Annotated in this window: 12 protein-coding genes and 1 tRNA gene; 9 read left to right on the top strand and 4 right to left on the bottom strand. The window is 32.8% G+C overall.

Annotated features, from left to right (window positions below; genetic code table 11):
• Nucleotides 1-3 precede the first annotated feature (3 nt).
• Entirely contained in the window at nucleotides 4-1626 is a 1623-nt protein-coding gene (locus AAGD19_RS03750; protein WP_341748397.1) for a class I SAM-dependent methyltransferase, read from the bottom strand.
• 199 nt (nucleotides 1627-1825) lie between these two features.
• Here AAGD19_RS03750 and AAGD19_RS03745 point away from each other — a divergent pair.
• The 3 genes from AAGD19_RS03745 to AAGD19_RS03735 all read left to right on the top strand — a co-directional run bounded on the left by AAGD19_RS03745 (nucleotide 1826) and on the right by AAGD19_RS03735 (nucleotide 3300).
• A tRNA-Gly gene (locus AAGD19_RS03745) sits at nucleotides 1826-1900 on the top strand.
• 54 nt (nucleotides 1901-1954) lie between these two features.
• A complete protein-coding gene (locus AAGD19_RS03740; RefSeq protein ID WP_341748396.1) occupies nucleotides 1955-2482 on the top strand; it encodes a cytochrome c family protein in 528 nt (175 codons plus the stop codon).
• A 344-nt stretch (nucleotides 2483-2826) separates the two neighbouring features.
• Nucleotides 2827-3300, top strand: coding sequence for an NfeD family protein (locus tag AAGD19_RS03735; protein WP_341748395.1), 474 nt, complete (start codon nucleotides 2827-2829; stop codon nucleotides 3298-3300).
• Nucleotides 3301-3667: 367 nt separating this feature from the next.
• Here the strand turns inward: AAGD19_RS03735 and AAGD19_RS03730 are convergent, their stop codons facing one another.
• Entirely contained in the window at nucleotides 3668-4015 is a 348-nt protein-coding gene (locus AAGD19_RS03730) for a hypothetical protein (protein ID WP_341748394.1), read from the bottom strand.
• Nucleotides 4016-4035: 20 nt separating this feature from the next.
• Complete coding sequence (gene rsmI, locus AAGD19_RS03725) at nucleotides 4036-4887, bottom strand: 16S rRNA (cytidine(1402)-2'-O)-methyltransferase (protein WP_341748393.1); 852 nt, start codon at nucleotides 4885-4887, stop codon at nucleotides 4036-4038.
• A gap of 162 nt (nucleotides 4888-5049) precedes the next feature.
• Here rsmI and AAGD19_RS03720 point away from each other — a divergent pair, with 162 nt between their 5' ends.
• The 6 genes from AAGD19_RS03720 to AAGD19_RS03690 all read left to right on the top strand — a co-directional run bounded on the left by AAGD19_RS03720 (nucleotide 5050) and on the right by AAGD19_RS03690 (nucleotide 13174).
• Nucleotides 5050-6186 (top strand): penicillin-binding protein activator, encoded by a 1137-nt coding sequence (locus tag AAGD19_RS03720; protein ID WP_341748444.1) that lies wholly within the window; start codon nucleotides 5050-5052, stop codon nucleotides 6184-6186.
• Between the two features lie 239 nt (nucleotides 6187-6425).
• Entirely contained in the window at nucleotides 6426-8042 is a 1617-nt protein-coding gene (locus AAGD19_RS03715; protein ID WP_341748392.1) for an ABC transporter permease, read from the top strand.
• A gap of 350 nt (nucleotides 8043-8392) precedes the next feature.
• Nucleotides 8393-9490 (top strand): tRNA 2-thiouridine(34) synthase MnmA, encoded by a 1098-nt coding sequence (gene mnmA / locus AAGD19_RS03710; RefSeq protein WP_341748391.1) that lies wholly within the window; start codon nucleotides 8393-8395, stop codon nucleotides 9488-9490.
• Between the two features lie 286 nt (nucleotides 9491-9776).
• Nucleotides 9777-11171, top strand: coding sequence for an amino acid permease (locus AAGD19_RS03705; protein ID WP_341748390.1), 1395 nt, complete (start codon nucleotides 9777-9779; stop codon nucleotides 11169-11171).
• Between the two features lie 5 nt (nucleotides 11172-11176).
• Nucleotides 11177-12445, top strand: a complete 1269-nt coding sequence (gene hisS, locus AAGD19_RS03700; protein ID WP_341748389.1) for a histidine--tRNA ligase — start codon at nucleotides 11177-11179, stop codon at nucleotides 12443-12445.
• Between the two features lie 324 nt (nucleotides 12446-12769).
• Nucleotides 12770-13174: a hypothetical protein gene (locus AAGD19_RS03690; RefSeq protein WP_341748388.1), complete on the top strand. Its 405-nt coding sequence runs from the start codon at nucleotides 12770-12772 to the stop codon at nucleotides 13172-13174.
• Here the strand turns inward: AAGD19_RS03690 and AAGD19_RS03685 are convergent.
• Nucleotides 13112-13990: an IS982 family transposase gene (locus tag AAGD19_RS03685; RefSeq protein WP_341748387.1), complete on the bottom strand. Its 879-nt coding sequence runs from the start codon at nucleotides 13988-13990 to the stop codon at nucleotides 13112-13114. The genes AAGD19_RS03690 and AAGD19_RS03685 overlap by 63 nt on opposite strands.
• Nucleotides 13991-14620: the final 630 nt, after the last annotated feature.

The raw sequence follows: 14620 nt of genomic DNA, 5'->3' as shown, positions 1-14620 counted from the left end.
ATTTTACCCAATTAATAAATAAGTTCTTTTGCATTTTTGCAAGCAAACATCTACATAATGACTAATAAATGGCTTTAAAAGGTTTTCGTCACTTATCTTACCATTTTCATTAGATGCCACTAATACTCCAGCAGCAAATTTTTCAAATATTTTTTCTTCAATCTGTTGTATAGAGTTGTGTCCATCTAATAGTTCAATAATATGTTTTTCATGTAATTGCAATGAAACAACAGCATTAACTCGATTTGTCACAAACAAATTAGTTGAGTCTAATTTTTGGGCTTGATATCTTGCTAAATCGCTTACTTTTGGTTTGGACGAAATGTCATATATTGACTGAGGTCTTGTTGCAAATATTTGTACGTACCCTTGTAACACTAGTTTTATAATTACAGAATCTAATTCTTCTCTAATATCTTTAAGCTGTAATTTTTCTAATTTTTTCATAGCCAATTTACAAATTTGATCCAAAGTCAAAGGATTACCAATATTATCAGCATAAACATAGAAAACTGCCTTTATTATAGGAGAGGACGTCGAAATATTAGGGGATTCTGAATTATTATAATGAAATCCCAAACTTTCTACTGTATTATTCATATCCACTTCGTTTTCAGACATGACTGGTATAATATTAAAAGTAGTATAAAAATCACTTAACTTACTTGGTTCAATTGTCCTATTTATAGAGACATTATTGTGGCATAATAAAGTAGTCCTAAATTTACGATTAGTGATAAAATCCATATATTGTTCGGTTCTAACAATATCATTTATCGCTTGTAATTGCTCTGCAGCCTTGGCAGGTAAATTACCGACAAACATCGCAGAAAGTGTAGAATCCCCAAGGTAATTTAAATTATGTTTTCTAGCTGTACTTATAAATTCATTGAAATAAAAAGCTGTATTTTCTTCTCCAAGATATTCATGTAGTAAATATGAATCATTTGTAGTTTTAAGAAGTTTAGTTTCGTGTTGTAAGAATTTAGAATAAGAATTATCTGAACCTTCTAAAGAATCAGTAACAAAATCTAATAATAATTTAGCTTGTTGTATTTTACTATGGTTGTCAGTAAAGGTGCTACTGTGAAACATCATCATATCTCTGATAGTTTTTTGCATATTCCAGCCTGGTAGAGTATTATAACTAATAAAGACAATACCGTTAGGGTTTAATAATTTATTGCAAATTTCAAAAATCTTGTCCTTAACTATAGTAGACACCCACGAGATTACTCCATGGCAAATTATATAATCAAACTTACCAACTGACTCATCAAGATTTAGTATAGATAAGTGTTTTAGTTCAATATTTTTAAGACCTAAACTCTTAATTATTTCCATGCCATTAACAATTTGGACCTTTGACAAATCAATTCCTAAAGAATAAGATTTTGGGTAACTTTCAGCAAAATCAATCATATTGCCACCTTCAGCACAACCAATATCAAGTATCCTAGCAGTATCTATAGCAGGAGGTTTCATGTTAAATAATAGACCAATAGTTCTTAAATGTTCCGGTCTTGTATAAATAAAAGGAAAACTTTCATAAGGGAAATCATCATAATTAATATTATTTATTTGCTTTTCTAGTAAAGTGTTATTAGGATTATTTTTTTGCCCCATATATTTGCTCCATGATAAAAGTAATAATTTCTAGTGGATTTAGTTATTTTAAGCAAGGATTTTCTACATTTCTATAGGATACCTAATTAAAAGTATCTACGATTAAAATTAAATTTCTTTTGATGTTATTTCTTCTTGATCTTTTTACAGTATTTCCTTATATTCATGAGTTGTTTTTATATAAGTGAGCCTTTTAAAAGCGGGTGTAGCTCAGGGGTAGAGCACTACCTTGCCAAGGTCGAAGTCGAGGGTTCGAATCCCTTCACCCGCTCCAATATAAAAATGGTTCTAAGATAATACATATTCTCTCTACGGAGACGACCTAAATATGTCTGGAATAGAGTTAAATAAAATTGCCGCTTCTATTTTGTTAGCCAGTTTAATTGCAATGATGGTAGGGTTTATAACAAATATTTTGTATAAGCCTGTTTTACATCCTGAATCTCGAGGTTATAGTGTAGAAGTAACAGAAGATTCTCATAGTGACCTTGACGCTAAAGCTACTATAGAAGCACCAGTGAATATAGAAGAATTGATGAAAACTGCTAATGCTGAAGCAGGAAGGGAGATAGCAAAAAAATGCCTAATGTGCCATTCTCTTGATAAGAATAAAGCTAATAAGGTTGGACCACATCTATGGAATATCGTTGGGGCAGAAAAAGCTAAAGCAGAGAATTATAAATATTCAAGTGCTTTATCCAGCAAAGGGGGAATTTGGAATGAAGAAAGTTTATTTCATTTTTTGCATAAACCTAGTCAATATATACCTGGTACAAAGATGACTTTTGCTGGTTTAAATAAACCTCAAGATATAGCTAATGTTATAATGTTTTTAAAGACATTTGTTCATGACTAAATTCTCCCTTGATACCTCAATTTCGGATTAATTTCATTAATCCGAAATTGGAATGAGAAAGTAAACAATCAGGCTTAAAGCGGTTTGACGCCTGATTGTTAAATATTTCATTTGCTAATAATCTTATTTTTATACCAATAAAAATAAGATTATTAGCGATAATAGATTAAAATGCATTCGTAGAAGTGCTTCAAGAATGCATTTTTCTGATATTATAGCCAGTTTTGGATTAAAATTAAAAATTTTAATCCAAAATTGAGGTTTGATGTACGCGAATTCGGGATAAGAATTTGTCAATTCTTATCCCAAATTCGGTGAAATCATTTATCTATAGAAGGTATCCTATGATCCTATCTGAAATTTCAATAGTAGAATGGTGGCTGATCGCTGGCGTTATTTGTATAATTATAGAATTTGCTAACATTCCAAATGTTGGTTTTTTATTTTTGGGTCTAGGTGGAGTATCTACTGCAATAATATTAAACAATTACCCGGGTCTTTTAAAATACCAGTATATAATTTTTGGCTTTGCTTCTTTTATGTGGCTGATTACCTTATGGTATCCGCTAAAATTTTATGTTTACAAGAAATATGATAAGTACGAATATTCTGATATGGTTGGTAAGGAAGTAGTGGTATACAGCAATAAACTTCTAGTAGGGGAAACAGGACAGGTATTGTGGTCAGGAACTATTATGAATGCTAAACTCAGCAAAGATACTATAAAATCAGTACATAAAGGAGATATACTCCGCATAGTGCAAGTTGATGGTAATGTGCTTATATGTACTGCAAGAAATGGGAGTGTTACGAACTGATTTTTTTGGTAATTTTGTTGTCAAAATTTGCTTTTGCTCTATAACAATCGTCTGTGTATGCGAAGCACAACTGTTGAAAGTTTACAAATACCTATACCACAGCGTCATATATGGACGAAGCCCATATATGACGTGTAGAGAAGGTGTATACTGCTCGTAAATGAAGAGTTGGTAGACGATATACTCGATGAAAATCAAGAATTGCGTCGTCATTATCCAATATCTGCGGTACTCACGTACTATACTCAAATGATTTGAAGAATTGGATTTGAAAATGAATGGTGAGCAAGCGGAGCGTATATGTGTCACACTACTGGACAAAAAGGTTGGGTTGGTTGCACAAAGTGTAACTTAAACAATTTTATGATTAAGGAATCAAAAAATTGCTTATCTTTATTTCTTTCATGCTATCGATCCTAATCCATTGACCTTGTTTATTAACTATTCTATTTGTCCTTCTCACCCTTAATGCATAATTAATATTTTTATTGTGAAGATAGGTAATTAATTTCTCATTATCAAATTCCCTATCTCCTAATATTCCCTCTATCTTTTCCTTACCAAATTCCTCTATAAATTTCGATATTACTGCAATTTGATCGTCTGCCGTACATGCTCCTTTATAAGGAATTATTTTATATATTAATGGCATAGCAATTTTATATATGATACCGACAATACTAATATATTTCTTATCTCCTGTCCTAATTCCCAAGTGGTTCTATCTAAGTGTTATTAATCACTTGAATTCTTGATTTTATTAACTATAGAATATATTTCTTTTTTGCTGTAGCTTCTTCCAAAATTTTCATTAGCTATATCTGTGACACTTTTTGCACTCCATCCTTTAGATAAGTATAAATCTATAAATTTTTTTAAGTCATCTGCAAGAAGAGCTTTATGAGGTTCAGAAGCACTAGAAATTAGCAGTACTATTTCGCCCTTGATAATATTCGAGTTATAGAAATTTAGCACATCTTCTATTAACCCAGACTTTACTTCTTGATAAAATTTAGTAAGTTCTCGTGCTACACATACCTCCCTATTACCAAAAACAGTAAAAGCTGTATGTAGCGATTGTTCTATTCTGCTAGCAGTTTCAAAAAAAATCAAAGTTGCTTTTATATTAGATAATTCTGTAAAAATCTTCTTTTTACCTTCTGTAGTTTTTGGTAAGAATCCAGCAAATAAAAAGCGATCTGATGGTAATCCAGAAATGGTTATAGAGGTAGTTAATGCCGAAACGCCCGGCACTACATCTATGTGATAATTCAGTTTCCTTAAATCCCTTACTAGTTTATAACCAGGATCAGCAATTAACGGTGTTCCAGCATCGGATATTAGGCTAACTATTGCTCCATTATCAATTAATGTGCGGATAAATTCTCTTTCTTGATAATCACTATGATCATTATATACTTGTAACTTAGTCTTTATATTATGTTTTGCTAGTAATTTTCTTGATATTCTAGTATCCTCACACAGTATAATTGTGGAATTTTTTAACGTTTCTAAAGCCCGGAGTGTTATATCATCTAGGTTACCAATAGGTGTTGAGACAATGTATAGCCCTGGTTTAAAGATCATAATTTAATCCTATAAGTAAGCATTATGAGCAGTATAAAAGACTTCCTGCATAAGTCAAAGATAGTTGAAAGATTTTTAGGAGAAATGAAGTCAAGTCAAGCTGCGTACTCAAATGTACGTAAGGTACTAGGGCAAGTTCCGACGACAAAATCACCAGCTAGATTGACTTATGTACAAAAATTTTTAAAGGCTACCTTATCATTCATATGTCTTGTCTCTTTATTTTCTTGCCAATCTAATAAGGAGACTGTTGTTCCTAGGTCAAAAGAAGTTGCTCAGGAAACTCTAGAAGTGGCTATTTTAATGCCCCTAACAGGAGAACATTCTACATTAGGTAAGCAATACAACCAATTAATTAAAATGGGTCTAGAAGATGGCTTAAAAACTTATGTTCATGTTACTTCTTATGATGGTTCTAATGAAAAGCAGGTACTTGCTGCAATGGATAAAATACTACTACGTAAAACAAAAATTATTCTCGGACCATTATATTCAAATCTTACTTCTATAATTGCCAATAAAGCTAAAGCACATGATATTATTATCATTACCATGTCTAATAATCCTGTATTGGCAGACAAAAAACTTTTTGTATTTGGTCATGCTCCGTCAAAGCAGCTCACAAAAATAATTAATTACTTTGCCGATAATGATTATAAAAATTTCATTGCACTTTTACCTTCAGGTAGTCATGCACAAGCTATAAACCAACTTATCCAAAATATACTAATTCAAAAAAATTCTACCTTAGTGCGGAGTGAATTTTATGCTAATATACCGGAATCAATAGAAAAGGCGGTTTTAACTGTCTCAAATAGTGTTGATAATTTAAATGAAATGGAGGATACGGCAACTAAACCTGTAATTTATCTGTCAGATGATAGTAAAAATTTAGATTTGCTTTTTGATAGTATTCATAAGCATAATTTAGATAAGAAAGCAGTTATAATAGGTGATAACAGAATTGATATTGATCGTTCTGAACCGGTAGATATTATCTACACTGGTTCATTGAATATTGTTAATAGTAATATAATAGAAAGGGCTAAGAATATAGGTATTAATCATTTGTCTTTCATGCATACTGTAGCTTATGATCTAGGAAGGATAACATCAAAATATATAGGTAGCAACTTTAGCGAAGAACGATTTTTAGCAGCTATTAATGGCAAAACTCCGTATACTGGTATATCAGGTAATGTCTACTTCATCGATTCAATAGCTCAAAGAGAGTATGATATAATTAAGAAAGAAGATGGCTTGTATAGTACCATGGCAAGAAGTGATAACAAATTCTGATTTAGATATAGTTAACTCAAAAATGTTTAATTCGATAATCAAGTTTTTTTCTGAAGGCTACAATTCATGGCAGTTTATAGCGAGTAGGAATTATGTAGAAGCTACTTAAGTTAAGGTTAAATTCAATGAGATATTTTATAAAATATTCAAAAAAAACTCAGTCCAATTTTATCTTCAACTTGTTAACATTTTTGATAATCGCTAGCATCCTTATCTTTATTGCTTGGGGTTTAAAGCAGATGGCAGCACCAATAGCTGTATTAGAGCAACAACCAGTAACTCTAGAGTATAGTAATCTTTTGCAGTATTCTCTTAGAACGCTTTTGAGGATGCTAATTGCAGTAATTGTCTCATTAATTTTTACTTTTATTTATGCCAGCCTAGCTGTTAAAAGCAAGAAATGTGAACAAATATTAATTCCGTTACTAGATATTCTTCAATCTCTTCCTATTCTTGGATATATTTCTTTTACAGTTACAGTTTTTTTAGCTCTTTTCCCGTCAAGTATTATGGGAGCTGAATGTGCAGCGATATTTGCCATTTTTACATCGCAAGTTTGGAACATGACATTTAGTTTTTATTATTCGCTTAAGAATATCCCACAAGAATTGCATGATGCAGCATATATTTTTAGAATGTCAAAATGGAGGCAATTTTGGCAGGTCAGCGTTCCATATGCAGTGCCAGGATTAGTTTGGAATATTGTAGTATCAATATCTAGTGGGTGGTTTTTCGTAGTAGCTTCAGAGGTTATCACAGTTGGCAATACCCATATAACCTTGCCTGGAATAGGATCATATATTGCTTTAGCAATTACGCAGAAAAATCTTTATGCAATTAGCTCAGCAATTATGTCAATGTCACTGGTGATTATATTATATGATCAATTGCTACTTAGACCTCTAGTGGCATGGTCTGATAGATTTCGTTATGAAATGAACGCAGGTAACAATGTACCGCACTCTTGGGCATTCAATTTATTTCAAAGAAGTTTGATTATTCATAAATTATTCTCCCCTATTGCTTATATTGCAAAATTTATACTTTATCTCCCCATACTTAATCGTTATAGCGAAATAAATTCAAGTTCGTCAAATAATTTTTCCAATAATCCTTCGTGGAGCGATTATTTATGGTATACTATGCTGGGCGGCATAGCATGTTTTTCAGCCTATTACATATATCATTTCTTGCATTACGATATTGGTGGGTCTGAGCTATTGAATGTATTTGTTTTAGCATCAATTACTATGTTACGTGTGGTAGTACTTATAATTCTTGCGGCAATTATATGGGTACCGATTGGTATATATGTTGGACTAAATCCTAGAGTAACAGCTATTGTACAACCACTAGCACAATTTTTTGCAGCTTTTCCAGCAAACTTATTATTTCCAATTGTCTTTATAATTATTACTCGTTACGATTTAAACCCTAATATTTGGCTTAGTCCTTTGATGATTATGGGAGCTCAATGGTATATATTATTTAATGTTATAGTAGGAGCATCAACTATTCCCAATGATCTTAAAGATGCCACAAAAATTTTCAGAGTTAGTGGTTGGAATTGGTGGTTCAAAGTAATGTTACCAGCAATTACCCCATATTTTATAACAGGAGCAATAACTGCATCAGGTGGGGCATGGAATGCTAGTATCGTGGCAGAAATTATTAATTTTGGCGATCGAAAAATAGCAGCAAGCGGTATTGGAAGTTATATAGCTGAAATGACAATAAAGGCTGATTTTAATAAAATAGTTTTAGGTATGGGCATTATGGCTCTATTTGTGGTATTGTTTAATCGTTTATTTTGGCAACCGTTAAATGAGTATTCTATTAAAAGATTTCAGCTATAATTCTATGAATCTAGAATATCCAAAAATTTCAAAAAAGCCTATTGCATTTAACTGTAAAGTTATTATAATGTAATGTTTCGTTTAGCTAACCTAAATTCGGGATAAGAATTAGTTAATTCTTATCCCGAATTGGCTTGTTATAAGGAAAAATGCATTCTTAAAGCGGTTTTGCAAATGCATTTTAAGCCTTTCTAAAGCTAATAATTTTAATCTTTCAAAATCATGTTTTTAGCAAATTAATATTTAACAATCAGGTGAAGAACCGCTTCAAACCTGATTGTTTCTATATGTATCCCTGAATTCGATGTAACTTGTTACATTGAATTCAGGTTAGCTAGGCTAGCAATACAATGAATAATAGAATAAACAATCCATCTACGATAGTAGTTGCAATGTCTGGTGGGGTTGATAGCTCAGTAGTAGCTGCTATGCTCCATGAACAAGGCCATAAAGTCATTGGTATAACTTTACAATTATATGATCACGGTATAGCTACCAAGAAAAGAAATGCCTGTTGTGCTGGGCAGGACATTTACGATGCAAGAATGGTAGCAGATAAGTTGAACATTCCGCATTATATCTTAGACTATGAGTCTAAATTTAAAGAATCAGTAATTGATGAATTTGCTGATAGCTATATTAAAGGCGAAACCCCCCTGCCCTGCGTAAAATGTAATCAGTCAGTTAAATTTAAAGACTTATTAAAAGTAGCAAAAGATTTAGGGGCAGACTGTCTTGCTACTGGTCATTACGTGCGGAAAATCGAAGGTATCGATGGGGCAGAATTACATACTGGTATTGATATAACCAAGGATCAAAGCTATTTTTTGTTTGCAACTACCTTAGAACAACTAAATTATCTATCTTTTCCCTTGGGAGAATTAAGTAAAGAGCAAACAAGAAATATTGCTACTAGATTTAATTTAGGCGTCGCAGATAAGCCTGATAGCCAAGATATTTGTTTTGTGCCAGATGGTGATTATAGGAAGGTAATTAGTAAGATACGAACCAACGCTAATGAGAAAGGTAAAATAATTCATGTAGACGGCTTTGAACTTGGGACACATAATGGTATAATAAACTATACTGTAGGTCAACGTCGTGGGCTTGGAATAGCTTTTCATGAGCCACTTTATGTAGTAAGAATTGACCCTAATACAAAAATTGTATATGTTGGTCCAGATTCGGTATTAGATTCTACCGAATTTACTATTAAGGATGTTAATTGGCTAGGCAGAAAAATGGTTGCACAAGAGGAAATTGATGTGCAAGTTAAGATTCGCTCTACTCGTCCTGCTACCTTTGCCAAGATTAGTAAAATAAGTAATACAGAAATTAAAGTAAAATTAATCTCTGCAGAGAAAGCTGTAACTCCTGGTCAAGCTTGTGTCATATATGATAATGATCGGGTTCTTGGTGGGGGATGGATCACTAGAGAAATTGTATAGATCCAATTTCAGAAAAGTCTATTTTTATAAAATAAGTAATCTTAGCACTACAGTTGTAGTTACTCACAATGTTGTCCCTGCGAGGCTTTGCCCACGTGGATCACTAGTATGCCATTCCCGCGTAGGCGGGAATCTATAATATCTAATAGCCTTTGCAGGTTATTTTAGACCCCCTACCTACGCAGAGGTGACATCGTTTTTACTACTGATAGTCTAGTGATACGATACTACAACTGTAGTAATACACCGTTCTAGGGTTTTCTACTATTTAAAATCGGAGGAATTAATGAGTTTTTTAACGAGGAAAAGTTTTGAATCAATAAAAGAACTAGGTAAGACTAGTGGTCTTAGCAAAACCCTAGGAGCATTTGACTTAGTGCTACTAGGGCTTGGTGCTATAATAGGCACAGGTGTATTTGTAATGACTGGTATAGTCGCTGCCACATATTCTGGTCCTGCCGTCATGCTATCATATGCTATTGCCGGGATAACATGTATATTCGTTGCCCTTGCATATACAGAGCTTGCTACAATGTTACCTACTTCGGGTAGTGTATATACCTATGCTTACGTAGCTTTTGGGGAAATATTTGCTTGGTTAATTGGTAGCGTCATTGTACTAGAACTTGGTTTTGCTGCTGGTGCTGTTGCAGCCGGTTGGTCTGGATATGTTCAGGCAATATTGTCAGCAGGCGGAATATATTTACCTAAGGCTTTAACTGCTGTACCCGCCAATGGTGGCATGATAAATTTACCAGCTTTTCTTATTGTAGTATTTATTTCTTTTATTTTATATTTAGGAACAAAAGATAGTAAAAGACTCAATGCTATATTAGTATTTATAAAAATGGCAGCTATCTTTGCTTTTATCATATATGCTACACCACATTTTAATGCTACAAATTGGCAGAATTTTTTACCTTTCGGCTTTAATAATATGCTAGTTGGTGCGTCTATCCTATTTATTGCTATGACAGGTTTTGGTACGATAGCCGCTACAGCTGAAGAATGTAAAAACCCCAACCGTGATTTAATGATCGGAATTATTGGGTCACTGGTAATTTCAACAATAGTATATGTTATAATAGCTGGGTTGGCTACTGGCATAGCATCTTTTGATCAACTTAATAATGATCAACCACTTGCTTATGCACTGAGCCTAAATAACAGTAATATTGGTTCTGCCATTGTTGCTACTGGTGCTGTCGCTGGTATGACCACAGTATTAATGATGAATATTTATGGTACGTCTCGTATCTTTTATGTAATTGCCCGAGATGGGTTACTACCTAAAAGTTTTGCCAAACTACATCCTAAATATGATAGTCCATATATTACTATCTTACTATTTTCTGCCCTTGCTGCTATATTAGGGGGATTTTGTCCAACTGCAATTCTTGTTCAGCTATCATCTATGGGAGCTTTAATAGATTATACGGCAGTTGCTATAATAGTTATGTTATTTAGAATAAAAATGCCGGGTGCAACAAGACCGTTTAAATGTCCTGCTGCATTTATCATTATACCATTTGTTTTAGTAGCTTGTCTATATTTACTAGTTATACAAATAGTTGATGGTGAGTTTAATTTAATGACTGCAGGAAAAGCACTAATCTGCTGGTTTGTGGCAATGTTTGTCCTATATATTTTTAGGTCATTTTTCATAAAACGAGAGGTCTAATTTGTATGAGTGATAAATTACAATCTTTACGTGGTATGAAAGACCTACTACCTGAGGATTACCTAATTCACGATTACATAATAAACACAGCCAAACATATAGGCGGGCTTTATGGTTATCAAGCCATAAGTACACCTATAATTGAATATACTAAAGTCTTTGATCGTACACTTGGAGAGACTTCTGATGTAATAAGTAAGGAAATATATAGTTTTCTTGATAAAAGTGGTAATCATATCTCTCTTAGACCGGAGTTTACGGCTGGCATTATCAGGGCTTTTATATCTAATAATCTGCAACAAACATTACCTATTAAATTTTTTTCAAACGGTCCAGTGTTTCGTTACGACCGACCACAAGCTGGAAGACAAAGACAGTTCCATCAAATAAATTTTGAGTATATTGGTGGAGAACGACCTAGCACCGATGCCGAAACGATTAAGCTTGCATTAGATATCCTTCAAGCTTTAGAAATAGATCAAAATACAACTTTAGAAATAAACTCACTGGGTTGTACTACAACTCGTGCTGTTTACCAACAAAAGTTGGTAGAATATTTCAATGATTATAAGTCAGAATTATCAGAAGATAGCCAAAAGCGGCTTATCAAGAATCCAATGCGTATATTAGATTCGAAAGATGAGCATGATAAAAAAATAGTTGCAAATAGTCCGCTAATGTCACGCTATTATAGTAGTGATGCTGCAAAATATTTTGACGATTTGCTAAAATACTTAGATTTACTCAATGTAAAATATATCATTAATCCAAGATTAGTAAGGGGACTTGACTATTATTGTCATACAGCTTTTGAGTTTACTACTAGCAACCTTGGTAGTCAGTTTGGTAGTCAGTCGACAGTTCTTGCTGGTGGTCGTTATGATGGGCTGAGCAAACTTATGGGAGGTCCTGAAGTAAAAGCCATTGGCTTTGCTGCTGGAATTGAACGCCTTAGCCTAATGAGAGAGTACCACATATCTAAACCAAGACCAGTATTTGTCTTTCCCATTAGCGACAATAATTTAGAATATTGCTTAATTTTAACAAATCAATTGCGTCAAAAAAATATTCCTGTTACCTTAGATACTAACGGCAAAATGGCTAAAAGAATGGTACGAGCTAATCTACAAAAGGCTAAATATGCTATTTTTGTTGGCGATAATGAACAAATGAGCAATAATTTAAAATTAAAAGATCTTGATAAACAACAAGAATATCTATTGCAATTTGAACAAATTATGGAATTATTAGGTTCTGTGAACATTTCTATGTAAAGAGTAGATTTATAGGCATTTTCGCTCGCAGAACCGCAGCGTACTAAATGTCATATCTTTACCCACATCTTTTAAAAGTGGCATACTTATTAGGCTTTAAAAATACATCTTTGATATTAAAACCTGATATGTATAACCTTTAAAAAGATGTGGGTAAAGATATGACTAAATGTACGTGAGGATTCGAGTACCTGCTCGACGTACAAATTACCAGCAGAAGTAGAGTTTCGAAAGATATCTAATAAATAAAAAGATAATAGTCAAGTTAGTAATAGAGTATATGTTCATTAATAACTACATAAAAAGAATTTTTTGCTTGGTTCTATGAATATTGAATTTGTCAAGAAATGGCTAGATAGTTTAGGTTTTGTTTTAAAAAACGAAACACAAAACTCTTTTTCTAAATTTTTTAAAACCTATGAAATTGCTGTAACTTTGGATTCTGAAAGAATAGAAAAATCAATTATCGACTATAAAACAGAAATAAAACTTCACAGAAATACAACAGCTAATTTCTCTCAATCCGAAAATTTGGTAATCTTGGAATGCGTTTGTAGATTGCTTGAAAAGGGATATAGCCCAAATTCAATTGAATTAGAAAAAAGCTGGAACTTAGGACATACCGGCAAAGGTTTTGTTGATATTCTTGTTAACCCCAGTTGCCAATTAATTTTGTATATCAAAAAGTTCTATAAGAAGCAAAGTTTTGATAGAAGGTTTGTTTTCTAGCAACTGATAATTGATTAGGCAGGATAGCATATGACTAAATGCATTTGTAACTGATCTATGTCTAGAATGCTCTAACTTATCAAGAAATTTAAGTTTGCCTATTACGGTTTCTATCAGAGTTCTTTTGAGCAACATAACCTTATCTATAATAGGGATTAATATATTTTTCATATTCTTTTTAACCCGAGTAATAAGTTGGATGCCTTTGTCATACAAATCATCAAATAATTCTTTAGATATATAACCGCGATCGCCAAAAACTTTGCCATATATACCAAATATCATTCCTTTAAGTCCTTTCCTATCATCCTTATTACCACTGCTGAAAGATACCTTTATCAGATTACCTTCGGAATCTATGATTAAATGTAACTTTAGTCCATAAAACCACCCCTTAGTGGTTTTTCCTCTTGCCGCTATTCCTTTAAAAACCTTATGTGAACTTATACGATAATTCTTACATACGGCTATACCTGTAGCATCTACAAAAGACAGACCTGTGCATTCAGCAAGCAAATGATTCAGTAATATTGCTAAATAAGGCATACTTCTACCTATCAATTTAGTAAAATGTTCATAACTAACAAGTTTAAAATCTTCTGTATAATTATGTAAGATTACTTGTTTGTAATAATGCTTAAAACAATCACAATATGAATCATAGTAACCAATTAATATGGTTAATACTTCGCTTATTGATAAATAATTACTTACACCAGGTTTAAATTTACTACTATTAATTGTAGGCAAATTATTTTCCAAATTCTTTATAAAATCGTCGACAAAACAGTAAATTGCGGTAAAATCTTTTTTCATAGGTTATTTTGTTATTGGTTGAAAAAGATAAAATAACCTATGTCCCTTTTAAAATCTACCTTTCATCTCTCCTATTTAATTGGCAACTGGGGTTATGATAGTGAAACGAAAGAGTTTTTTCGTGGTTGCCTTTCTGCAACTTTAGTGTAAAATCAACAGAAAAGTTCTTGTGCAGAGTCACAGAATGTGCTAAGTATCTGATAAGATTGGTGAAGTTTGAACCAAAGATACTCTCCCAATTCGGGATGATACTTAAGTATTAACCTCAGTTTGATGTCAATCCCTGCGTAGGTAGGGGATATAAAAAAATGACCAAGATCAGGTTGAGTTAAGTTATTTTAGACCGCTACCTATGCATAGCACAACTGTTGAAAGTTAAAAAGTCGTCTATTAGCGAAGTGCTGTTGTAAGGCTTAAACCGTCTATTAGCGAGGAGACCGTAGGTCGACGAAGCAATCTATATGACAAGCTTCATGGATTGCCACGCTCACGTACGTTCGTTCGCTAATAGACGACTTTTTAACTTTCAACAGTTGTGCTATGCAGGGGGGTGACATCGTTAAGAGAGATAGGGGGAACATAATGATGGCAGGGATATAGAAATGAATTATATTTTTTAAATTATAGAAT

It is taken from the genome of Candidatus Tisiphia endosymbiont of Dascillus cervinus (genome assembly GCF_964026405.1).
In the GTDB taxonomy this organism is placed as follows: Bacteria; Pseudomonadota; Alphaproteobacteria; order Rickettsiales; family Rickettsiaceae; genus Tisiphia.
Note: the sequence above shows the minus strand (reverse complement) of the source record. Positions and strands in the feature narration are given on the sequence as shown.